The sequence below is a fragment of the Pedobacter ginsengisoli genome (genome assembly GCF_030244015.1).
Lineage (GTDB): Bacteria > Bacteroidota > Bacteroidia > Sphingobacteriales > Sphingobacteriaceae > Pedobacter > Pedobacter ginsengisoli.
Genome location: NZ_JASSYX010000003.1, coordinates 99,091 through 121,576 on the forward strand (window position 1 = coordinate 99,091; position 22,486 = coordinate 121,576).

General features: G+C 42.3%; 19 protein-coding genes. 5 read left to right on the forward strand and 14 right to left on the reverse strand.

The window, feature by feature from the left end; all coding sequences use genetic code 11:
- Nucleotides 1-85 precede the first annotated feature (85 nt).
- The 9 genes from QEP08_RS12545 to QEP08_RS12585 all read right to left on the reverse strand — a co-directional run bounded on the left by QEP08_RS12545 (nt 86) and on the right by QEP08_RS12585 (nt 15,956).
- Nucleotides 86-2,776 carry an alpha-L-rhamnosidase C-terminal domain-containing protein gene (locus QEP08_RS12545; RefSeq protein WP_285058479.1) on the reverse strand — a complete coding sequence of 897 codons (2,691 nt, stop codon included), beginning with the start codon at nt 2,774-2,776 and terminating at the stop codon, nt 86-88.
- A gap of 291 nt (nt 2,777-3,067) precedes the next feature.
- A complete protein-coding gene (locus tag QEP08_RS12550; RefSeq protein ID WP_285058481.1) occupies nt 3,068-5,446 on the reverse strand; it encodes a family 78 glycoside hydrolase catalytic domain in 2,379 nt (792 codons plus the stop codon).
- A 194-nt stretch (nt 5,447-5,640) separates the two neighbouring features.
- On the reverse strand, nt 5,641-6,771 hold the full coding sequence (locus QEP08_RS12555; protein ID WP_285058483.1) for a DUF4998 domain-containing protein: 1,131 nt from the start codon (nt 6,769-6,771) through the stop codon (nt 5,641-5,643).
- Nucleotides 6,772-6,802: 31 nt separating this feature from the next.
- Nucleotides 6,803-7,987, reverse strand: coding sequence for a DUF5000 domain-containing lipoprotein (locus QEP08_RS12560; RefSeq protein WP_285058485.1), 1,185 nt, complete (start codon nt 7,985-7,987; stop codon nt 6,803-6,805).
- Nucleotides 7,988-8,025: 38 nt separating this feature from the next.
- Complete coding sequence (locus QEP08_RS12565) at nt 8,026-9,912, reverse strand: RagB/SusD family nutrient uptake outer membrane protein (RefSeq protein ID WP_285058487.1); 1,887 nt, start codon at nt 9,910-9,912, stop codon at nt 8,026-8,028.
- Nucleotides 9,913-9,960: 48 nt separating this feature from the next.
- Nucleotides 9,961-13,137 (reverse strand): SusC/RagA family TonB-linked outer membrane protein, encoded by a 3,177-nt coding sequence (locus QEP08_RS12570; protein WP_285058489.1) that lies wholly within the window; start codon nt 13,135-13,137, stop codon nt 9,961-9,963.
- Between the two features lie 861 nt (nt 13,138-13,998).
- Complete coding sequence (locus QEP08_RS12575) at nt 13,999-15,048, reverse strand: glycoside hydrolase family 130 protein (protein WP_285058490.1); 1,050 nt, start codon at nt 15,046-15,048, stop codon at nt 13,999-14,001.
- Between the two features lie 146 nt (nt 15,049-15,194).
- Nucleotides 15,195-15,479, reverse strand: a complete 285-nt coding sequence (locus QEP08_RS12580; protein WP_285058491.1) for a hypothetical protein — start codon at nt 15,477-15,479, stop codon at nt 15,195-15,197.
- Between the two features lie 12 nt (nt 15,480-15,491).
- Entirely contained in the window at nt 15,492-15,956 is a 465-nt protein-coding gene (locus QEP08_RS12585; RefSeq protein WP_285058492.1) for a ferritin-like domain-containing protein, read from the reverse strand.
- Nucleotides 15,957-16,084: 128 nt separating this feature from the next.
- Here QEP08_RS12585 and QEP08_RS12590 point away from each other — a divergent pair, with 128 nt between their 5' ends.
- A complete protein-coding gene (locus tag QEP08_RS12590; protein WP_285058493.1) occupies nt 16,085-16,228 on the forward strand; it encodes a hypothetical protein in 144 nt (47 codons plus the stop codon).
- Here QEP08_RS12590 and QEP08_RS12595 read toward each other — a convergent pair.
- Together QEP08_RS12595 and QEP08_RS12600 are read right to left on the reverse strand one after the other, a co-directional pair.
- Complete coding sequence (locus QEP08_RS12595) at nt 16,217-16,771, reverse strand: NADPH-dependent FMN reductase (RefSeq protein WP_285058495.1); 555 nt, start codon at nt 16,769-16,771, stop codon at nt 16,217-16,219. The two genes, QEP08_RS12590 and QEP08_RS12595, sit on opposite strands and share 12 nt — an antisense overlap.
- 264 nt (nt 16,772-17,035) lie before the next feature.
- Nucleotides 17,036-18,091, reverse strand: coding sequence for a serine hydrolase domain-containing protein (locus QEP08_RS12600; RefSeq protein WP_285058496.1), 1,056 nt, complete (start codon nt 18,089-18,091; stop codon nt 17,036-17,038).
- Nucleotides 18,092-18,640: 549 nt separating this feature from the next.
- On the opposite strand from QEP08_RS12600, the gene QEP08_RS12605 reads away from it, so the two are divergent.
- Nucleotides 18,641-18,940 carry a GIY-YIG nuclease family protein gene (locus QEP08_RS12605; protein WP_285058497.1) on the forward strand — a complete coding sequence of 100 codons (300 nt, stop codon included), beginning with the start codon at nt 18,641-18,643 and terminating at the stop codon, nt 18,938-18,940.
- 80 nt (nt 18,941-19,020) lie between these two features.
- The gene (locus QEP08_RS12610) at nt 19,021-19,209 is read left to right on the forward strand and encodes a hypothetical protein (protein ID WP_285058498.1); all 189 of its coding nucleotides are present in this window, start codon (nt 19,021-19,023) and stop codon (nt 19,207-19,209) included.
- A 90-nt stretch (nt 19,210-19,299) separates the two neighbouring features.
- Here QEP08_RS12610 and QEP08_RS12615 read toward each other — a convergent pair whose 3' ends face one another.
- Nucleotides 19,300-19,743 carry a DUF5990 family protein gene (locus QEP08_RS12615; protein ID WP_285058500.1) on the reverse strand — a complete coding sequence of 148 codons (444 nt, stop codon included), beginning with the start codon at nt 19,741-19,743 and terminating at the stop codon, nt 19,300-19,302.
- Between the two features lie 167 nt (nt 19,744-19,910).
- On the opposite strand from QEP08_RS12615, the gene QEP08_RS12620 reads away from it, so the two are divergent.
- Nucleotides 19,911-20,357 carry a GNAT family N-acetyltransferase gene (locus QEP08_RS12620; RefSeq protein WP_285058503.1) on the forward strand — a complete coding sequence of 149 codons (447 nt, stop codon included), beginning with the start codon at nt 19,911-19,913 and terminating at the stop codon, nt 20,355-20,357.
- An 86-nt stretch (nt 20,358-20,443) separates the two neighbouring features.
- Nucleotides 20,444-20,812: a glyoxalase superfamily protein gene (locus QEP08_RS12625; protein ID WP_285059862.1), complete on the forward strand. Its 369-nt coding sequence runs from the start codon at nt 20,444-20,446 to the stop codon at nt 20,810-20,812.
- A gap of 19 nt (nt 20,813-20,831) precedes the next feature.
- Here QEP08_RS12625 and QEP08_RS12630 read toward each other — a convergent pair whose 3' ends face one another.
- Entirely contained in the window at nt 20,832-21,662 is an 831-nt protein-coding gene (locus tag QEP08_RS12630; protein WP_285058505.1) for a CPBP family intramembrane glutamic endopeptidase, read from the reverse strand.
- The gene (locus QEP08_RS12635) at nt 21,643-22,446 is read right to left on the reverse strand and encodes a CPBP family intramembrane glutamic endopeptidase (protein WP_285058506.1); all 804 of its coding nucleotides are present in this window, start codon (nt 22,444-22,446) and stop codon (nt 21,643-21,645) included. The genes QEP08_RS12630 and QEP08_RS12635 overlap by 20 nt, the downstream gene beginning before the upstream one ends.
- Nucleotides 22,447-22,486 lie beyond the last annotated feature (40 nt).

The window sequence follows — 22,486 nt, forward strand, 5'->3', positions numbered from 1 at the left end:
GAGATAATCAATTTGAATGTCGGTATGCTCAATACCTAAAATTTTATTAATTCCCCACTATTCGGTTGGAAATCGACATCCGGCGCTATTTGATTTTATCAAAAAACAGACCACTCAAAGTAACATTGGTGCCTCTGACTTGATTAATCCTTATTCTGATCGGGCCTTCAAACTCAAAGCTGACATATTTTCCCTCTTTATAATTCCTTACATAAATCATTGGAGAAATCAGATCTAGTGAATTCATGTTAAAAATTTCGATTGCAGATCGACGGCCCTCGTTTTCATGATCTAAAAAGTATAAAGATATCCTATGCCGGTTCTTGTCGTTTGTTGGTAAGTCAATGGTCATTGACTGCTCACAAATATTATAATCTTTTGTCGCGACAGCGCCTAAGATGTTTTTGTTACTACCGTTATAAACGAGGAGCCCCTTAGATGTTGGGACATGGGTATGTACGTCTTTATAACGTGATAATTTAAAGTCATTGAGGTACGGTGGTAATTTTTGAATATGCTGGCCATTTTTCAGTGCATTGAATAAAACCACACCCTCGCTACCGTACTTATCTTTCCAGTTTCCACCTGTAACACTATCCTGACGAATACCATTAACTTGATAAATCCATGGGCGTTCCTGCAGTGTTGGTTGCTTAATCCTTCTTTTATACTTGATTTCAAATGCATACACTCCTGCCTTTAAATTTTTTAATACCAGAAAATCTTCATATCCGGTTGCCTGAAATAAAATATCACGATTTCCTGTTCCATCTGATTTCCATTCCAATTTCCCGTTGATTTTTAGCGACATCGGTGAATTTTTACCGAGTGGAATAAGGAGACGCTCAGCCAACGTTCCAGCCGGTATTTTTACACGACCAACTCCTGTCTGGGTATCAAAGCTAGCTGATATATTTCCATATTCGGTGGGAACCTCACCAGATACCGAAGTGAGTGATCGTGCTAAATGGGGCATAACAGAAAATTTCTTAAATCCTGGTACTAAAGGTCTAATGCCAAGTACTTCTTCGGAGAGCCATTTCACAACTCCAGCACTCCATGGATGCGTTAAGCTTGTATAACCCGCCTGGTTATTTGGGGGAGCGTCGTTGTTTTTTAAAACTTCATTCCATTGTGGTCTAAAAACCTCAAAAAAAGTAGTTCCTCCGTATTTAATCTGGCCGCCCCAACTGTCTTTAATTGCACTGATCGCCTCATCATAACGCCCTATTTTGGCCATTGCAGAAATGACGAACCACTCATTAAAGGAGGAGTATGAAATTCGATTCACCCTATCAGTAAAATTTCTTTCGAATAAGAAGTTGTATTCATCTTCCTTGATTAAACCGGTGTTGATCGCATCAGCCGCTGCATGTAACCCAAAAGTATTTAGCCAATTATTCTCTTGCCTAACTAAGTTCATTTTCTCTATGGCATACTGTTGATATTTTTTTGCCTCATTAAACTTTCCCATACCAAGCATTAACTCGCTAAACTCTTTCCATGCCCTAATAGATAGCATAGAATACGCATTTTGTGCCTCCCTATTCGGATTTTCGAATCCTGCCCCTAGGCGCTCGTCCCAGCCATAGAAGTTTAAACGAGGCGACTTACCGAAATGCAGGTAGGCAAGGTCTAATTTTTTAATGGCATTTTCAATGTATTGATTTGCAAGCGTGGTATCCCCTGTATAATTTACATAATCTACCAGACTCAATACCCAGTAAAGTGCATAACTGGCAATGTCATTGCTGAGGTTTGCAGTATTGTGAAGATTCAACTTTACGAAGTCAAAGTTGCCGAAGGCCACCATGGACGCTGCCTGGGCGGGATATGCATCTCCTGTCCAGGAATGGCGATCACTCCTGTCCATTAGAATAGCCCCAAAATAATCTTTTAGCAAGTTAAGTTTAACTGTATAGGCCCCGGTATACCAGATCTTTGTTAGTTCCGGATCACTACAGCTAAAGCTTCCACGATAATTTGTGGGCTTAACTTGGCACACCAGCCTCACATTCCTGATGTGCCATTTTTTCTTATATGAAACGACATGTATCCAGCCAAACCTAACCCCCTCATATAAAAGGGGGTTTAATTCTAAGCGATAAGTTTTCCCATATTTAATGGCTACAGCAGTTTTGAATTGATGAGCAGTGCCGATATTTAGTTTAGCCGGTTCATTGTATTCACTGATACTCATTAAAACCGAATCTCCAAGATCATCAGAGTCAAATTCCAGCCAGCCTGCACTTACCCTTCCAAAGTCAAACCTAATACTACCCTTGCCATTGACAATGATCACGTTACTTTTTTGAAAACTCTCCATATTAAAGCTATTGCTCGGACTCAAACTAAATGACACGGGGCGTAACTGATAGGTTTCCAGATCATCCGTCGCTTTTGGTAAAGACCATTCCATATTCACCAGAGGATCGGGAGACAACGGCACGGGTTTTCCGGTAAACAAACCAGTTACCGGTTTATATATTTGATATTGAGCTATGGCAGAAAAAGAATGAAGTAAACCTGCACAAAAAACAGTTATCAGCAAGCATAGAAATTGCTTGTGTTTCTTAAGAATGAATGTATGGAAAGCAGCAATTGCATTAAAAGGTGGGTACATAATATTTATATTTATCGTACAGCATATTAAAGCATTCAAAAATATGCTTATGATCCGGGGATAGTTTGTCACAAACAGGCCTTTTTTTACCCTTTTTGGGATTACAAAAGTGGTGAAGCCATAATTGATGGTCAGGTAGTCTCCTGCAACCATTATTATAGTGGAGCCAGCAGGTTTATTAATCACTAAATCAGGAATATTATTTTAACACACTAATATAAAGATCGTTACTAATCAAAAATGTATCAAAATAGACAAACAATAAAACAGTTAGTGTAAGTAGTAAAATCCTGCTTACAACTACATTTGTTTTATGTATGAGTTTTAGCATTGGCTTGCGAAGATTCAATAAGTAGATTTGGTTGCCAGCGGGGTGGTTCCCACTGGCATTTTTTAATTGAACAAGCAGGGAGAACCGCCAGTCAAAGTTTTTTAATAAATTAGTTAGTGCGATGGCCGACTGGAAAAAAAATCTAATTGAGAAATTCGTCTCCCAACTTGAAAATGATACTCGCCTTCCTCTACCGTCAATACGCACCATCTGCCGTCTTCCAGGTATAACTCATATTTTTCATCCGATACCGATTTACCGTTAACGGTGACTGATTGTTGATTAATTGTGGGCAAATATACTTTGGCTAAGGTTCCAGGAGGTATGCTTATCTTTAAGCTAAACTGTTGTCCTGAAAGTTTCCTCCAGCTCGCACTAATATCGCCAGCAACTGTTGCAACCTTCCCCTTGGCCCATGCCAAATCGCCTAAATGCGGTTTTACCGAAAAGGTTTTCCAGCCATATCCCGTAGGTTCTATTCCAAGTACTTTTTCCATAAGCAGAGCAGTCGGACCAGATGACCAGGCATGAGAGGTCGCCCCCCAGGAAAGATCCCAACCTTCATGCCAGGCGCCGTTAAACGAAGAAAGTTTGGTTTGCGCACCCCAGTTTTTCCGGATATAATCTAAAGCCCACTGATCCTTGCCTTTCAGGAACATAGTTGACAACATCCGGTAAGCAAAGGATTGCTCGCTTGCCTTTCCGCTTTTCTCGATCAATTCGACCATCGTGTCATGGCGACTTAGGTCAGCAAGCCCATACTCTAAGGCATAGACCTGAGATTGCTGGGCAACTCTGGTCCCAGCATAACTGTCAAGATATGCCTGATCTTTTTCTGACCATAATTGCCTGTTGATGTCCGCTCTCAGTTGAGCTGCTTGCTTGATCCATGACCGGGCCTGCAGAGTATCTTTGCCAAAATCTATAGCCATAACGGCTGCTGCCTTCAGCGCTCCGTAATATAAGCAGTTTGTTCCTGTGATGATCTTCTTTTGTTCTATGGGATAAGTACTTGGCCAATCGAGCACTATCCATCCTGGCAAGTTCGCAAGTAAGCCTGTTTTCGAATCCTGGAAGGTTTGATAATAATTCATCGCCCTTTTCATGTTCGGATAAAGATTCTCTATCAATTCATCACGCCCGTAATACCGAAAATATTCATACATCATTAGTATCCACTCGAGCTGATAATCAGCTAGGTAAGCAGAACTACCCGGTTGCATGAAATAATCAGTTGGATACCGGCTTCTGACCGCTCCATCCGTACGCCAGCGCTGTGATTGCGCTCCGGATAAAATGTTGTATGCCGAAAGCAGTCTGGAACTTTTACCAAAGGCATAATTACCATAAATCATCATGTATCGCGAATCACCGGCGATGTATTGAGTATGTTCGCGCCATGGGTCCTGATAAGTATCAATCGAGTTAATCCGCATAGTATGCCTTCCAATTTCCCAAAATTGATTTAGCTGTGGATCGGAACAAGAAAAAGAACTTTCCATTTCATAATCGTAACATGCGAATTCGGCACTCACATCCTGGATATCAACATCCGGATTCGTTTCAATTGAAAAATAGCGAAAACCACTCCAGGTATACGGCCGCCAGCTTTGTGCCCCCTTTCTTGTAATATATTTTTCAGAATGATCAACACTAACACGCAGCAGAGGTGTTCGATTGCTGTCCAGCCGTTCACCAGTCCCAATTTCAAATTGGACACCTTCTTTACGGGCATTGATCGTAAATTGGGGGTAACCCACCAGTTCAACCCCGAAATCAAACACCATTTTACCGGCACTTTTCCAATGCTTTACAGGCTTCACGATTTTTCGGGTTAAACGGGGCCGCTCAATCACTGTCAAGTTTTTCCACGGATCAACAGGAGGAACGCCGATCATCTTTGCCAGCTCCCAGCTAGCGTCATTGAAATCAACGTCCAAACAGTTCTCAGGCCACAATCGGGCGTCGAATTCTTCTTTAAAACCAATTAGGTGGGCATTTGTATCCCGTAAGGCAGCTTTGGAATTCCATGCTTTGGCCTGGGTCACCCGCCATGTGCTATCGCTCAAAAGATCAATAGTCGCACCTGGAAAATTAAGCTTTGCCTGTAAAAAGAATCCACCCCTGGCATTCATTTGTGAGTGAAGACCAACACCAAAATTGTGGATTACTGCAGCTATACAATTTTTGCCCTTTTTTAAATAGCCCGTAATGTCAAACTTGTCGTAATTCTGATACTCAGGATCACCGTTCACCGGGCAACGCTCGAATAATTTACCGTTGATATACACATCGGCATAAGCAAAGGCCGAAATGTAAGTAATCGCATCAAGTGGAATCTTATCAATATTGAAGGTCTTTCTAACCAGTAAATAATAGTTTCGGGGATTTTCAGATCCCGAGTCCCATATCCACTTGGCGATTGGCTTTACTCCATCCAAAGTTGATGTAGTTTTGGAAATATATGCGTTTTTACCCCACCGACTATGCAATGAACTATTTTGAGCGCTCGTATTCAACGGCGCCACAAATCCTGCAATCAGGATAAATATAGATGTAGTATTAAGAAGATTTTTACAATGATTCATTCTGATTTTCCTGGTGATTCAAACTTGGGATGGATATTAACTGCCAACAGCGATAACACTGTCGGCAGTATGAATAAATCTGAAAACGTACGTTTAACCTAAAGACCGTAGGCACTAAGTTCACCAAGTACCATGTAACTTTCCGGTCCCTGAGTACCTACGAATTTAAAATATCTCGCTTTTGGGCTATTTGGCAGCAAATACCGTTGCTCGCCGTTTAGATTCCTATCAAAATCAAAAGCGCCTTGGCTAACCCAACTTACATTATCTACACTGGTAAAGAACTCGAATTTATTCGGTCCCCGGTTGTCCCCTTCGGGCATAGCATAATCAGTTCTCCATACCCCAAATTGGGTAAGTATTCTTGGCGCCCCCATGTCTATCACGACCCAATGGGGATAACTTGAGCAGCCGGCGCAAGCATGCCAACGGGTGTGTTCTGTACCGTCAATTACATTTACTGCGGCATTTTCACCACCAGGATGCTCTGAGGAGAATGAAACAACCTTCCAATCCCGCTTGTCTATCGAGAATAACCCTCCATCACTGAACGTAGTGTAAAACTTGTCTATGCTGAGGGAATCTGGGCGAAAAATCGTCCTGAACTGGTAGTTTGTATTTGCCAACATATCTGTTATTTCTGTTGTCTTTACTTCTTTGGTATCTATGATTACCGGAAAAACTTCGGTTTTAACCGTACCAGAAACATCGGTGTATTTAACTTCAGATGCATAAGCACCGTTAGCAACATCTGCTCCGCCCCAATTAATCGTTAATTTGCCTGCTGCATTTATTAAGGTTGAATTAACCGGTCTGGTCAACAATTGCGACTGATACCTGTCCCCGAAAGAACCGCCATTGACCTCCACTGGCACAGACATATTTCCCTGGGCATCAAAGGTACGAATCACGAATGTGTAGTTTTTTTCGTCAAGATCTTCCACCATTACTTTAATGGTATCGCCCTGGATAGCAGCCACGTCAACTATAATCGAATCAGCAAAACTATTCCAATAAAGTTTGGCTTTTACCACAGACTTGTCTACCCCCTTTGGCCAGACAATTTGTACTCTATTTTTTCCAGACTTTGCGACAGCAATTGCTTTTCCTGGATATACCAGTCCACCGGTTACAACATATTGCTTATAAGGAGCTTCCATTTTTCTGCAGGCAGTAACCATAGAGATCACTGCTAACCAGATCAATGTGATATAAATTATTTTTTTCATAATACTATATTTTGCATTGAATTATATAATGTTAAGGAACTATTTGGCCGAAAAATTTTAACTCCATAATAACCACCTGGCCAGGACTACTATAAGTTTCTATCGCCTTTAGTCGAATGTACCTTACAGCTTCCGGCTGCTTTTCAAAATAAAAATCAGCACCCAAATTCGTTGCATAATTTATATCCTCATTCGTTTTTTGACCTAACGGTAGATTTGAGGGCTTTAATGTTGTAAATTTGCCTAAAAGTGTCCAACTCCCCCAGCTGCCGTCAGGGTTTGGTGAATTTGAACCATACAATTCAAAATCTTTGAGCCCTGAAGCTGTGTAACAATGATCATTTGGTTCCATATATTGCTTGAATCTGCTCATCAATACCTTTTTGCCAAAATCAATTGTGATCCATTGCGGAAGGGAAGAAGCATTTGATGAAGCATAGATCCGTCTATCAGGTAACCCATTCCATAGATTTTCGATATTAAACCCAGGATCCGCTAATGCAACTTGATCCGTTGGTAATACTAATTTCTTATAGGTGTCGCTTGGTATTTCAATCTCTGGTTTAGGTGTGAGTTCTTTAATGATCGTATCCGACTTATTATTCCAACGGTCACGTATGTACATTGCAAACTTCTGAGGTGTCGCATCAAAACCACGCGCAGCAAAATCACCAGTAGTAGCTGCAGTATAAAAAGTTCTTACCGTGACCCAATTGCCATTTCCGGTGGAGTCTTTCAGAATAACAATCGCAAGATCAGCTTTTACCGGGTTTGCTATTTGTACATTTACTCCACCAAAGGTCTCTTTGAAAACAGAAGATTCGAAAACCGACTTTACCGGAGGCGTTTTTGGCTGGACTTCTACCAGGATCGGCTCTGATTCTTTCTCATTGGCAGCCACGCTATAAACCTTCACAGTATGGACCATCTCATCACCAAAACCCACCAGGCGCAATGTATCGGTGTATTTTGATGACTTCGCTTCCCTAAATACGCCTTTTTGGATTTCGTATACGGCCTTTACATAGGCCAGGTTTACGTCGGATGGTAGCTTGTAGGTCAATATACCACCGCCAGGTGTGGCCTCTACTTTTACATCACTTACCTGCATTGGGGCCGGAGAATTTTCATCTACAAAATCCAGCCTCCCTTCTTTAGCACATCCGTACCCCAAAAACGCGATCAATATTGCGCTGATAACATATATGTTCTTCATTTTATACTTTATTAAATGATTAGTATTTAAGCCGACGATTACCACCCGAGATTTTGCACCAGGTTTCTATTATTGATAATGTAATTTTCATCTATCGGCCAGAAATAATCCTTTGATCCAAATGATTGGTTGTAAACTACTGTAGTTCTGTAATAAGAAATTGGTTCTGTTTGTGAAAGATCCCAGCCTAAGATTTGCTTATTCAACTCAGTCGCAGATTCTTTCCACCTTCGGAGATCCCAAAGCCGGTGCGACTCAAATGCCAATTCAATTAACCTTTCCTGGTGGATAATTGTACGCATACCATCCTTATTCTGAAATTTAACAGGATTGGTTGAAAAATTTCCCCAAGATACCGCCACCTTCGGCAGACCTGCACGTACCCGAACTAAATCAACATATTTATTTACCTCTTCACTAGGTCCTTCAGACTCATTCAAAGCCTCTGCATACAATAAATACAAGTCAGACAAACGCATAATGGGATAAGGATAGCTGACTACAGAATAATCATTTTGTGAGTTAATCACATTTTGAAAATGTATAAGCTTTTTTAGGTTATATCCCGTTACGGTATTGTAACCATATTTTCCCTTGCCATTGCGCTGTTTAAATTTACTCTCCAAATAAAAAAGCCCCATGTGGTCATTGTCATCATATCTTCCATGGCCATAATACACAGCACCATCAAATCCCAAATCAGCATAAAATCGTGGTTCCCGATCAAAATGCAGTCCTACCGTTGTATATCCTTTATGTATGTACAACTTGTCGGCATCTCCTGAAACACGGAGGTTATAGCGACCGGTATAATCGTAGGTCTTATCCTCATTGATAGGCACACCGTTGGAGGAATAAAAAAGCTCTGCCATTTTCAATGGAGGCGACAGCTCACCTCTGGTAATTACGCCATCCAGATACCTTGGATCCCACCAATTGGATATTAATTGCTGCAAACCATCTGTGTTTGATTGTGTATTCGCCCAAATTATTTCGGAATTCCATTTTTCGGTAACTGCTCCACTGATGCTCAATTGCGTTTTGATGGTGTCACTAACGTCAAATTGCTGAAAGGACGGATTGTATACATATAGTTTCATACCGACATCACTGCAGGCATCTATGGCCTGCTTACAAGCAACTGCAGCCCGATTCCATTTTTCCTGGGAATAAGTAGTATTGAACAACTGAGCTCCATCCGGGTTTTTTAATGCAGACTGATCAGTATTGCCGTTGAATAATGGACTTGCAGCAGTAACCAGTACTTTCGCTTTTAACGACAACGCTATTGGTTGGGTTATACGACCTGCCTCGGTCGCCGGGCTGCTAATAGTTTGCGGAAGCCCAGCCGCAGCCTCCTCAAGTAAAGTGGAAATGTAATTAAAGCAGGAATCTACTGGGTCACGAAAGACTTTAACTTCATTAACGTCTGCTGAAATAGGTAGATTCGTTTTAATCAGCGGTATTGGTCCGTACATCCTGACCAGGTTGAAGTGGTAATACGCTTTAAGAAATTTTACTTCTGAAATCCATCGGGTCTTTTCCTCAGGCTGCATATCAGGAACTTTTCCAATATTTTCAAGAAAAATATTACAATCTCTAATCCCTTGATACATCGGCTGCCATCTATCGCCCAATGGGCCTACTTTACTTTGAAAACCCTTTGCCATATCCAAATAGGCACCTCTTTCAGGTATCTGCCAAAGCTCATCTCCTCCGACCATTGCCGGATCATCTCCCAATTGTCCCTGCCTAGGCATAAATGAATAGCAAGTATAGAGGAATTTCATGGCCTGCGTACGCATCGTAAAAGCGTTATCAATAGTTGCGACATTGTCAGGTACTACATCCAAAAATTTCTTACAGGAGTTTAAAATGATCAAAATGAACGGTGCAAAAACTCCGATTATTATATATTTTCTCATAAATTGTCAATTATTGATTTTAGAAACACCATTGTTCCAAAATCCATCTTATTTAAATGATAGGTTGATGCCAAAATTAAACACCCTTTGAATCGGATAACCCAGACCTTCCCCGCCCATCTCTACATCCCATAAGTCGAACTTGCTAATGTTGAACAGATTAGTTGCGTTAGCATATATTCTGAAATTTCTAGTATGAAGTCTTCTCTGGATGCTTTCGGGAAGTTTGTAACCTATTTCAACCTGCTTCAGCCGCAGAAAACCTCCATCGCGCATAAACCAGGTACTTCTTTGGTTATTATTTTCATTTATAGTCGGGCTTAGTCGCGGCCATAACGCATATACATCCCTAGAATCTTCAGACCAGTGACTGTCAGCGTAAGCCTTTATTAATTGCGTCTCGTTATCGAATGGTGAGGTCTTGCGCGAATCAATCCAAAACGATTCATTTGACAATCCCTGGAAGAAGGCAGAAAAGTCGAAACTTTTAAATCCAGAAGAGAAACCAAAACCATAAACTATTTCTGGTAAGGTTGGGTTACCGATGGGAACCATGTCTGCACCTGTGATCTGGCCATCGCGATTTACGTCCGTGTATTTTATATCTCCGCCGCCGTAAGGACCAAAGTTCTGTCTGGGAGAGTTTCGTGCTTCAACATCATCAACAAACAAACGCTCGGCAATAAATCCATATTCCTGAAAAATGGGGTGTCCAATCCGGCTGCGATATTTCTCGTTATATACAGGTTCCTCATAAACGGTAAACTTACTTCGTGCATAGGTAAAGTTCCCGGTTCCGGTAATCCAAAAATCCTGACCAACGTTTTGAGTATATTCAAAAGAGAGATCTGTTCCCTTTCCCGAAGCCTCACCAACATTTGCCCTGACCTCGGCAGTTAAGCCCATCGTTACAGGAATGGCTGCACGAGTCATTAATATGTTTTTACGTTGTTCTGAATAAACTTCGGCAGTTATTTTTAATTTATCAAAAAACCCTACTTCCAGGGCTAAGTTGGTTTTAGTAGATTTTTCCCAGCTTATGTCCTCATTGGCATATCTGGAAATGTTTACTCCAGGCAGAGAATGGCCCGCTCCCAGCCCATTACCGAAGTAAGCAGCTCTTTCAAATGCGTTCATATTAACGTTAGAAAGGTAAAAGAAACGGTCACGGTCAGTACCTATAGCATCATTACCGATCAAGCCATATGTTGCTCGCAGTCTAAGACTATTTACGACTGATTTCATCTTACTGAAGAACTTCTCGTTTGAGACCGTCCAGGCCACACCGGCAGATGGGAAATAACCAAATCTGCGTTTCTCTGCAAATCTTTCTGATCCATTATAGCCAAAGTTGTATTCTAAATAATACCGGCTGTCATAGTTATAAGTTGCCCTGCCAGAAAGGCCCATGTTTCTCGAGGGCAGCGATTCCTGCAGGTCACGTCCGTTTGCGCTAAGATTGTTCTGCAGCATGGTAACTAGTAGCGCACTCACTCCGTGTTTATTAAAAGTACGACTGTAATTTAATTGTGATTGCGCATAAAAGACAGAATTCAGCACCCTTTCCCCTGGACGATAATCTAAATATTCCGTCCCAGTATCTTCATTCATTCCATCAATAGAATAGGTATTGTCCTCAGGGTTGTAACCGATTAGATTATAGTAGTAGGGATTGTAGGCCCGGCTAACATCAAAAAAGGCTGCACGGTTGGTGTTTGCCATCATTTGAAAATTAAGGCCTTGGGTCACGAAAGACAGGTCTTGCTTAAGTTCCAATTGTGCAAGCATTAGTGATCTTGATGAGTCCTTGTAACCACTTACCAAATCCGCATATGGATTTAAGTAGTTCTTACCGCCTACGTCCGAATTTCCAAACATAATGTGTTTGACGAACTGGTGTTGTTCATCAAGAGGGTAATACTGTGGAAAAAGCACAGGGTTAGATCGTACTACCTTTTTATACATATCTGCGCCACCGTCTCTGGGCCCAGTATATTCGTCAAAACTACCGCTTAAGCGAACCACCATCTCGGTAGTTTTCGTCAGATTAATGTTAACGTTAGAGCGGAGTGAATAACTAGTTAAGTCAATATTGTTATTAAAGTTATTTCGTGGATCTACCTTTAGCAATCCATTGTCTTTGTTTAAGGCTCCGGAAACAAAATATCTCGCAACCTGGCCGCCTCCACTTACGTTTAAGTTATAGCGCTGATTTGCGGTGTAGTCTTTGAATACCAGTTCTCTCCAATCATTTGCAGGATAGATATAGGGGTTCACGCCAGCAGCCGTATTTGCAATTTTTTCGTCGCTGTACAAAACCTGTCCTAAAGGATTGCGAGTCAATACTGCTTCGTTGGCCTGTTTCATAAAAGTGACCGGGTCAGCCAATTCGATATCCCTCACTGAAGATGACAGGGAATTTTCTACCCGGAGGGAGATCTGCGCCTTGCCGACTGCGCCTTGTTTTGTAGTTATTAATATTACCCCATTAGCACCACGCGCACCATATAGAGCTGTCGAAGTAGCGTCCTTCATTACAGAAAAACTAGCGATGTCATCTGGCTGCAGCCGTGCGAGTTCTGTCGTGCCAACTTCCATGTTATCGATTAATATCAACGGGTCATTTTTATACCCAAAAGTAGTGACCCCCCGAATGAAGAAATTGGCATTGTCATTTCCCGGTTCAGCACCACGCTGAAACGCAATCATGCCAGGAATCCGCCCGGCCAGTGCAGTCGTCAGATTACTGGACGGAATTTTAAGGTCCGACACTTTAACAGAAACTACCGAGCCAACCAGATCTGTTTTTTTTTGCGTACCGAAAGCCACGACAGCGACTTCTTCAAGCGAATTGTCTGAAATCAACTTGATATCGAGAGTTTTATTACTGCCGACAGTTACCTTTTGTGTCTTATATCCCACATAGGAAAACGCCAGCACTTCTGAGTCACTACTAACCTGTATACTGTATTTCCCTTCCTGATTAGTTGTTGCAGCTCTAACAGGAACTGATGATTCAACTTTGACGGTTACATTTGGAATGGGAAGTCCAGACTCGTCGTTCACTGTTCCTGTCAGCACCCGCTGAAAAAGACTAGAATTATTGTTAATTTTATAGAGATTGTTTTCTCCGTTAAATACCCCCGTCTTTCCCGCATTTGCAGCAGATACATAATAAGCACTGCCCAAAATGGAGTATACGAGGAGAATAAGTATTTTTTTCATACTTTTACACCTGTTTAAATGTTAATTGTTTGCGGTTACGGAACCTGGTTCTAGCCTATTTTCCGGTCTGCGTTAAGAAAAACTACATGCATTTGAATATGTCTTTTGAGTGCTTTTTGCAATGAAGGCACTTAAAAGACTGTTTTTGATAGCGGTTATATCATAAAATCCTTTCTTTAAAAAATATACGGTCTAAATTTTGGGGATTGGTTAGTTTGGTTTGGGCGATCTTCTACTTATAGGTATAAAATTTTGATATTAAACAATAAGCGCCAACCTAATGCAGCGTCTCTGTTATATTTGGTTATTTACACTATCATCGGCATCCTAACCATACCGAATCAAATGTTAACCCAAAGATAAACTGTAGCGAATTTCCGCAAACGCCCATTATGACAATAAATTTGTACTTTTTGATTAAACTTTGTTGTCGATATGGATTACTCCAACGCATTTAATTGCTATATTTAAAAGTACTTTAGATTTATTTATGAATAATAAACAAAAAAAGGACTGGAAAAACCATCCATGGACAACATATAGAAACTATTATGATTGGAAAATTCAGGTGATAGCTTTCTTTATAATGTTGATAGTAATTATATTTTTCTCATAAAAGGGATCTTTTAACCAGCTATGGCATCTTAGATGATCTTTGAGTACCGCTTGCATACAAAACTGCCTGGCGCACCAGTATACCGATACCACGCCTAAGACAACATAGTCCAGCTTTTTCAAACCCTGTCTCATCGCCATTCAGCGAAATGAAACCCGGCAATTCCTTCCAATCGGAAATAAGATTTAATCTTTTGCTGAAATACTCGACAATTGATTGTCGCCATTCTGTCATCATAAAGCAGATTAAATTTCCAGGCTTTGCAGGATCTCGCTGATGGAGAACCTGGCACCACAGACAAATTCATCAGCTGCCCCGTAATAAATAGTCAGCTCATCCCCATTTACAAGATGGCCGTTGGTAAAAACCACAAAGCCAAAAAAACCGCTGAGTTCGTAATTTTCAGTGGGAACCATGATGGGTTCAATGCTTCTTGAAATAACTTTAGAGGGATCCTGAAGGTCCAGTAAAAAAGCGCCAAGGCAATAGCGGTGTTCTGCTGTTGCGCCATGATAAATTTCCAGCCAGCCTTTTTTAGTTTTTATAGGCGCAGCACCAGCCCCAACCCTGGCGCTGTCCCACATGCCCGGGCGTGATTTAACGATGCATTTGTGGTTGCCCCAGTGTAATCCGTCAGGCGACTCGGCCAGCCAGATATAGTTTCCTCCGATGTCTTTGCTGCTGGGGCGGTGCAAAGCGTAGTACTTTCCGGCGATCCGTTCTTCGAATATTGCGACATCCTTATTATGGGGAGGCAGGATCATGCCTTTGCGGTCAAAATGCTTCCAGTCCCGGGTCGTCTGCAGTCCCACGCCGACTCCGCTGTCCGAGACAGCTGTGTAAGTCAGGTAATATTGATCTTCTAAAAAGGAAACTCTGCAGTCCTCAATTCCATAACGTTCCAGTTTTCCTTTACCAAATAACCCTGGATAGTCCTCCTGTTCAGCAAAATGGATCCCGTCCGTGCTGCTGAGCAGCCTCAGGTGAGATACGGTGGTCAGGTAATCCAGGCCCTGATAATTAAACACCCTGGGATCGCTTGCGATCAGGTCCGGATCATTCAAAGGCACTTCAATAATTTCCAATTTCCCTTCCTCACTCAGCACCGGGATAAATGCCCAGCCCTCCACCTGTTTGATACTTTCGGCGACCCTGACCAGCAGCCAGATCTTGCCTTCAAAGGTAAACACACCGGGGTTGAGCAGGCAGATGACCTGCAGCTCCTCAGCACTGGGGCGTACATCTTTAGGCAACAGCAAAGGATTCTGCGGAAAACGTTTGGCCAGGTCTTTCATGTTTCTAGTTTAGGTAGTTATGATTGCTACAAACAATACAGAAGTACTTCAAAAGATACGCGGGCTTAACCGGTTAACAAGAGAAGCCATAGCACGAGCAATTCTAATTAGAATTGTTGTCAGCAGTCCCTAATAAATCCCCGATATCAGGAATCCGGAGCCCTTAATTCATCATCTGCTAACGAATTCTTCCAGGAATCATTTTGATCTTTCTCCTGGACTGGTCCTGTCAGATTTGCTTCCGGATCGCTGCCGATGTTCAGGTCGTCACCGGGCTCTCTGTATGTATCATCTTCCGGCGCAAGATCGCCTGAACTGCCGATAGTTTCCCAGTCGGCCTTTGCATTCTGCTGCATCTGATCAAGGTGCTCAGTTTGCCTGGCACTTTTTTTTACCTTAACCGCATTCGGCCCTTGAATTTTACCGTCCATGTTTTCATAGTATTAATCATTTAAGTTATCAATCCGGTGGTGATAAGTTTCTATTTCGCTAAGAGCCTCCCGGATCGCGGTGCGTTGACGCTGCAGCAGCTCAATGTGGTCTGTATGAGTCGCAGGATCATCTAATACAGCATCAAACTTTTCAATAGCGGCTTTCTCGCCGGTTTCAATAGCGCCAAGTATTGCTGAGTCTTCCTTACTGCTGAAGGCTTGTTTAATGTCAATCCAGGTACGGTGCAAAGCTCCCAGGACCCCGCCGCTTTCATTTTCAGATTCTCCCCCATGGGCCGCCAGATGCGTCTTCAGTTCTTCGGCAAATGCTGATCGCTGGGCGGCGTAATTCAGGAAAAGCCCTTTCAGTTCAGTACTGTCAGTGGTTTCACTTGCAGAGGCATAACCCTCTTTACCATCATTTAGAATGTTTATCAGTCCCTTTAAATCGCTGATTATTTCATCATTATGTCCCATAGTATATTCATAGTTAGTTATTTGGATAACCCCGAGAGCACTAGAATGTTTTAAAATCCGAAAATATCGCTTTTGGGAACACTGAAACTTCCCTTTAAAACGGTTGTTACATAATAAACATCCTAATTATGAAATTACAGACGCACGAACATCCAGAAGTGTCCGGGGAAGATGCTGCGTACACAGAAGGCGAAAAGGAATTTGCAGATGGTCAGGGCACCCACCTTGACGAAGAAATAGATACTGCTGCCAGGGATTCCTCAATTCAATAAATTGGTCAAGCCCTTGCTAAATGCTTCAAGCGATCTCATTATGGACGGATCTATCAGGTCATCATCTGCATTGAATTTACCTTTTATGCCTGGGATCAGGAGCGATGCCTCCTCACTGAGCTTTGCGCCAAGCGTACTCATGATCAGTTTCAATTCGGTATGTCCATGACGGCCATCCGCAGAGGCTGTAATTAATCCAACGGGTTTGTCATTGAAAATGGTCGTGGCTACGCACCATTCCATCAAATTCTTTAGCCTGGAGGGGATGCTAAAAATATATTCTGGGGTACAGATAACTATCGCGTCCGCCGATTCGATCAGGTGATGATAATCAGAGACTGTTTCAGGCAAGTTTTCAGTAAGACTGGCATCAAAGTGCGGCAGTGTTTCCAGGTTGTCCAGTATGGTTATGCTAAAATAAGGAAGGGCTAATTTTTGGAATAACTCCATAAGCTTCCTGTTAGAGGAATGCTTGCTGGCACTTGCGAGGATCACGAGCACATTTTTTTCATAGAGCTTTTGCTCTTTGTCTAAAGATTCCATGGTTTTCAAACCTACAAAAAGGAGCTGATTTTAAAAAGATGCCTAACCAAATGTTTCCCTTGCTTCAGCGATAGCAGCCATCATATCTATTCCTTCAGAACGAATGCTAATATTCTAAAAATCTCATACTCATTCCTCCTTAGGGCAATACTGTTTTCCATACTTCATGTAAGAACCTGGAGCTCACCTTCCCGTCATTGCGAGAGCCTGTCCCGAATTCATTTCGGGAACGAATGACGAAGCAATCTCGGCCCGGCTTTGAAATCATTTGAGTTGATCCACAATATAATAAGCAAAAGGCCCAAGATTATTTATCCGGTCTGTATTGCCAAGTATGATTATGGTCAAATCAGAATCCAAACTGCGCAGGATTATCGTGTTGGTGCCCCTGATGTGTCCGTAACGTTCCAAAAACCGCTGGTTCTTACCCCTGATCCATGCACCATACCCATAATCGTCAAGGCCAGGTGTGGTCAGCATCATCAAACTGGAGCGACTGATAAGCCTATTGCTGAACAGTTGGTTTATGAAAATCAAAAGATCTGAAGTTGTTGAATACATAGCTCCGGCAGCATACCAATTCTGTATGTAAGCGGGTTCATCCTTTTCAAGTTCATTTGTGACGGCATTGACCGAGTAGGTGTCAGCAATCACCGGAGCCAGTTTCGCCTGAATACACATACCGGACTTCTGCATTCTCAGTGGCCTCAAAATGTTGTCATTGAGTACTGATTCATAAGGCTTTCCCCAGATTCTTTCTATTATTTTCCCCAGAATGATATAATCTCCATTATTATAATCAAAGAAGCTTCCAGGCTCATGCAGCATTTTCCCGGTACAGAATTTCTCCAAGAGCTGATTGCTGGTATAAGGCTTCCCGTAAGCTCCCAGCCAGTCGAATTTAAATTCAGGATCAGGAATACTTTCCATATTCGCCATTCCGGAGGTATGGTTCAACAACTGACGGATACTGACTTTCTCGCCAGCCTCTCCCGAATAATCTGGCAAATAGTCCCTGATTTTACCCGCCAAACTGAGCTTACCCTGCTCTTGCAGCTGAAGAACTAATACGGTAGTAAAGAGCTTGGTAATTGACGCAATCTGGTATTTAGTTTCCGGACGGTTGGGAATCCCGTAAGGAATATTGGCCATCCCATAAGCGGAGAAATTCAGGATCCTGCCTTTTTTTTGAACGATTACCGACCCGCTGAACTTGTGTTCTTTAGCATACCTGGTGATGACTTGACCAAGCTCCTGTCCCTGAGCATAAACCACCTGGGTATAAATTATACAGAGAGTAATAAAAAATAGACGCTTCATTGATGACATTTCAAAAAGGACACAGTCAATTGCATAATGTTGCAAAATGTCGAGTTTTTTTGAAAAGGAATCAGTTTGGAACATTTACTTCCAGCGGTTGTTAATGTGAAAAAAGAATTATGGAGCCGATCAGCGTAAAATAGAACAAACACTTCAAAACCATCGCAAAATTCCGAACAATTTATCAATATATTTCATTGATATTCAAACAATTGTATCTAATAAATTTGTTTTGGAAACGTGTTTTTATTGACCAAATCTGTATATGTTTGCCGCAACTTATTATTTATATAAAACAGGCAAATCATATAAACAGACAAATCATAAACCAGCAAATTATATAAACAGATATAAAACCGGCAAATTATATAAATTTTAGCAAATCATATAAAAACAAGCAAATGCCCAATAGAATTAGAGATTCATTTCAGGTCAATCAATACGACAAAATAATACGTGAAAACCTGGAAGTCACCCTGCAACCGCAACTTAGGGTCCCGGCGTCATCTCGACCTAAGGAGAGATCTCTTGAACTATACCACATACAAAATGGATAGAGGAGGCTGCATTTACATGATGACCAATTTATCCAGGACAGTATTGTACGTCGGAGTTACTGCCGATCTTCAGGCGAGGATTGCAGAACATAGTTCAGCCTCAAACCCAAAATCTTTTACAGCAAAGTATAGGCTGTTTTACTGTATCTACTATGAAATGCAACCGTCAATACTTGAGGCTATATCTCGCGAAAAGGAAGTCAAGAAATGGGGCAGAGCGAAGAAAACAGCCTTAATAAACGCAATAAATCCCACATGGAAAGACTTATCCAATGAGATAAATTTATGGTAGTTTGTCCACTCAGACAAGAGATCTCTCCTTAGGTCGAGATGACGAGCGAACTAATATTTACCAATTAATTATTAAAAATTATGCAATCTGTCAGTACATTTTTTAAAGTAGAAAAAGACATGTTTTATAAACTCGGCGAAAGAAAAGGCGTTGAGAAAGGTATTGAAAAGGGTATCGAAAAGGGCGCTGAAAAAGCCCGTCATTCTATAGTTGAAAACCTGCTCACCAAACTCGGTTTCTCCGACCAGGAAGCCGCCGAAATCGCCTAGGTATCAGTTGACTATGTAAAAGAAGTCCGTGCCAGCCTGGGCGCCAAGAAATAGTTGAGTAAAAGGATGAATACTTGTATAGTATACTTTTTAAACAGTGACATGCCAGCCATCAAAAGGCTTAACTGTGGCGCAGTTGGGTCCTCCATCTTTACCCTTGCCCGGCACTTGGGTGTTTAACAAGAGTTTTGGGTCAGATCCCAGCTGATCTAACATTTTCCAGGTGATTCCGGAAAGCGGGATTTTTAAGCGCCGGCTCCATATGGTATTGGTTTGTCCTGCATATGTGCCGATATCTATATAGATAAACTTTCCGTCTGCAGGTCCCTGCACGAATGGCCCGGATAGCTTGGGTGATGCATCATTTTCCCGGTCTCCTTTAATGGTTACGGGACAAAGGAAGGAAATATCACCAGAGGATACATTTTGTTTTTGGATCATCTGGTAAGTATTACCTGAGCCTTTTTGCAGGGCGAAATCTACGCCTGGCGTCGGGCTGAGTAATGTGATTTTAAATTGTAATTCAGTATTCATTAAGTACATGATAATTTGCAACACTAAAATAGTGAATTTGAAATGGCAAACGATATAATGTACTTCATGCCCGGTCAAACAGTTCAGGCCTGGAATGGTTTAAATTGTATACTTTTCTAAATAGATATCCCGCGAAAGATCAATATGAAGCGTATATATTTGTAACAATGGAAATTATCTGTCATAAACTAGGCGCCACCGAGAGCGCCGCACTAAAACAGCTTGTCCAGCTTTATGCAAGCGTTTTTGAAATGGAAGATTTTAAAATTCCTGACAATGACTACCTGCAATCATTGCTGGAGAAAGAATCCATCAGCTTTTTCGTGGCAACCGATGCCAGCGGTCAGGTATTGGGCGGCCTTACCGCCTATATGCTGCCTTCAGTGTATTATACCGCCTGTGAGGTATACATTTATGATCTCGCAGTTGATCAGCAATGGCAGCGTAAGGGCATCGGCAGGAAACTTATAGACTCACTTAAACAGTTTTGCAAAGGGCTGGGATGCCGCTACATTTTCGTGCAGGCAGACCTGGAAGACCAGCATGCCATTGATTTTTACCACGCCACCGGTGGTCTGCGTGAAGAAGTGGTCCATTTCGATTACAGGCTTTAGGGATTTTGACGGCCTATATGGCCGGTTACCCTGATTTTCAGGAACCTAGGCATTTGATAGCTGCAAACCTTTTTTTATTTTTAAGTATGAACAATTTCATCCCCTTATTCAAAGTCCGTGATATGCGCGCAGCAATCAAATTTTACACCGAAGTGTTGGATTTCCGGATGACCTGGCCGGATGATACGGCAGATTCACCTGTGGTCGATCTCGGCCACGAAAACATGGAATTTCAGATCACCACCCATGAAAGCGAGCGCCTGTTCGGCTCCGTTGTTTATGTCTACGTATCGGACGTAGATTTTTTATTCGCCAAATTTGTGAACCGTGGTTTAAAGGGAAAAGCCGGGTCACCTGTACACCAGGGACCGGTTGACCAAACCTGGGGCCGGCGGGAATTCTATGTAACCGACGCCGATGGCAATACTTTACGTTATTGTCAGCATCTGGCTTAATTGCAAACTTGCAGCCCGGCTATGGACTTAAGGGCAACCTACTATTTGCACCTTTATCATCTCGACACAGGTAAAAGGCCGCTATTGATATGCTCATGACGACCAGGTAACAAATCATAATTATCTGTTCGTTCTTTTCTTCGAATCCCTCACCGGCCGAAACCTGCCAGATCCCGGGCATGTTCTTAAAGCCAAAACACCATTGTCCGAAATTCCAGGCGGCATGAAGTCCAATGGGCAACGCTATGCCCTTGGTGCGCAATGCTGCCATCCCAAACAGTATGGCGCCAACACTGGAACCAAAAAAGGCCTGCCGCCAGGTGAAACCTCCGGCCATGTGTTCCAGCGCGAAAATGATGGCAATGATGAGCTGCGCTTTCCAGGGGCCGATCTTATAGGACAGGCTGCGAAGGGCATATCCGCGAAATGCAATTTCTTCTCTTGTTGCCAAAATCAAATAGAGGAGTAAAGACAAAGCGACCGAATGAAATGAAGGGCTTGCACTTATCAAATTGATATGACCAAAAATCAGCACTAAAGATAGATGGAGACCTGCGATAAGCAGCCCGATCAAAAAACCGATACCCACCTTGCTTAAGGTCGCTTTACCGGGAACGACGCCAAGTTGTCCGAGTGATAACTTCTCCCATTTCGCGAACGGAATGGAAAGAAGAAATGATGCGGCAGCGGCAAAGGCGCCGAGTGAAAGGTCCGCCAGGGGATTTTGCCAGTTTTTCAGTACGGCAGAACCCACAACCAACAGGAGTGCACACAACATACAAAAAAGCAGAACCCGCAATAAAGCATTTATTTTACCGGCGGTTATCCTGTTATGGCTTATTTGTTTCATGAAGTGTATTCGACCGCCAGATAAAGAACATCATAATAGCAGTAACCGCTATGTAGGGCAGCAGTACATGTAAAGGGTGATAATGCCGGCCATCCTGCACAAGGGTAAAAAGCATGGTCTTGCTTTCTTCAGGTGAGCGTGGAACAAGTGCCTGGGCCAGGTTCCAGCCCATATGCAGGCCGACGGACAACATCAGTTTCCCGGTTTTCAGATAGCAAAGCCCATAAAGCAAAGAACCCAGTCCCGTGGTGAGCCAGGTCATGAAGAATTGTTGCCAGGTTATGCTGGCGTTCAGTTTCAGATGCATGACGGCAAATGGCAGGGTGATTGTCAGTTGAGCAACCCAGGGCCCGTATGATTTCAGGAGACGTTGAAATGGATATCCCCTGTAGGTAAATTCCTGAACAAAGGACGACCAGAGATGTATAAAAACGAGGATCAGCAAAAATACAGGATCAGCATGACCGGTAAATACCAGCCGGCCGCCGTTCAGCCAGATCGTAAGCCCTGCGCTCATTAATAATGCTGACACGCCAATAAGGAGTCCGAGGAAGAATTTTTTCCGATCGGTTGCGCCAGCAGGTATAAATCCAAGGCTGGTTAGTGATTTACCTTCTGCTTTTAGGAATAAAAAGCTCAATAGCAGCGCAATCCCGAAATAAAAGAAGATACTGTCAAGCATGAGGATCAATCCGGCTATATAAGCGGCTGCGATAATAACTATAAAATAAATGCTTACCCTTAGCCAAACGGGTAGCATGCCGATCATTTTTTTCTTTTCCATTTTTTATCCAGTTGCTCACAAAAGGACAATATTCAGTTGA

What these genes read in the sequence shown, in the direction of transcription:
- QEP08_RS12545 (WP_285058479.1), bottom strand. Translation starts at nt 2,776, where the DNA reads ATGGTTGCAGGAGACTACCTGACCATCAATTATGGCTTCACCACTTTT.
- QEP08_RS12555 (WP_285058483.1), bottom strand. Translation starts at nt 6,771, where the DNA reads ATGAAAAAAATAATTTATATCACATTGATCTGGTTAGCAGTGATCTCT.
- QEP08_RS12560 (WP_285058485.1), bottom strand. Translation starts at nt 7,987, where the DNA reads ATGAAGAACATATATGTTATCAGCGCAATATTGATCGCGTTTTTGGGG.
- QEP08_RS12565 (WP_285058487.1), bottom strand. Translation starts at nt 9,912, where the DNA reads ATGAGAAAATATATAATAATCGGAGTTTTTGCACCGTTCATTTTGATC.
- QEP08_RS12570 (WP_285058489.1), bottom strand. Translation starts at nt 13,137, where the DNA reads ATGAAAAAAATACTTATTCTCCTCGTATACTCCATTTTGGGCAGTGCT.
- QEP08_RS12575 (WP_285058490.1), bottom strand. Translation starts at nt 15,048, where the DNA reads ATGAAAGACCTGGCCAAACGTTTTCCGCAGAATCCTTTGCTGTTGCCT.
- QEP08_RS12580 (WP_285058491.1), bottom strand. Translation starts at nt 15,479, where the DNA reads ATGGACGGTAAAATTCAAGGGCCGAATGCGGTTAAGGTAAAAAAAAGT.
- QEP08_RS12585 (WP_285058492.1), bottom strand. Translation starts at nt 15,956, where the DNA reads ATGGGACATAATGATGAAATAATCAGCGATTTAAAGGGACTGATAAAC.
- QEP08_RS12590 (WP_285058493.1), top strand. Translation starts at nt 16,085, where the DNA reads ATGAAATTACAGACGCACGAACATCCAGAAGTGTCCGGGGAAGATGCT.
- QEP08_RS12595 (WP_285058495.1), bottom strand. Translation starts at nt 16,771, where the DNA reads ATGGAATCTTTAGACAAAGAGCAAAAGCTCTATGAAAAAAATGTGCTC.
- QEP08_RS12600 (WP_285058496.1), bottom strand. Translation starts at nt 18,091, where the DNA reads ATGAAGCGTCTATTTTTTATTACTCTCTGTATAATTTATACCCAGGTG.
- QEP08_RS12605 (WP_285058497.1), top strand. Translation starts at nt 18,641, where the DNA reads ATGGATAGAGGAGGCTGCATTTACATGATGACCAATTTATCCAGGACA.
- QEP08_RS12610 (WP_285058498.1), top strand. Translation starts at nt 19,021, where the DNA reads ATGCAATCTGTCAGTACATTTTTTAAAGTAGAAAAAGACATGTTTTAT.
- QEP08_RS12615 (WP_285058500.1), bottom strand. Translation starts at nt 19,743, where the DNA reads ATGAATACTGAATTACAATTTAAAATCACATTACTCAGCCCGACGCCA.
- QEP08_RS12620 (WP_285058503.1), top strand. Translation starts at nt 19,911, where the DNA reads ATGGAAATTATCTGTCATAAACTAGGCGCCACCGAGAGCGCCGCACTA.
- QEP08_RS12625 (WP_285059862.1), top strand. Translation starts at nt 20,444, where the DNA reads ATGAACAATTTCATCCCCTTATTCAAAGTCCGTGATATGCGCGCAGCA.
- QEP08_RS12630 (WP_285058505.1), bottom strand. Translation starts at nt 21,662, where the DNA reads ATGAAACAAATAAGCCATAACAGGATAACCGCCGGTAAAATAAATGCT.
- QEP08_RS12635 (WP_285058506.1), bottom strand. Translation starts at nt 22,446, where the DNA reads ATGGAAAAGAAAAAAATGATCGGCATGCTACCCGTTTGGCTAAGGGTA.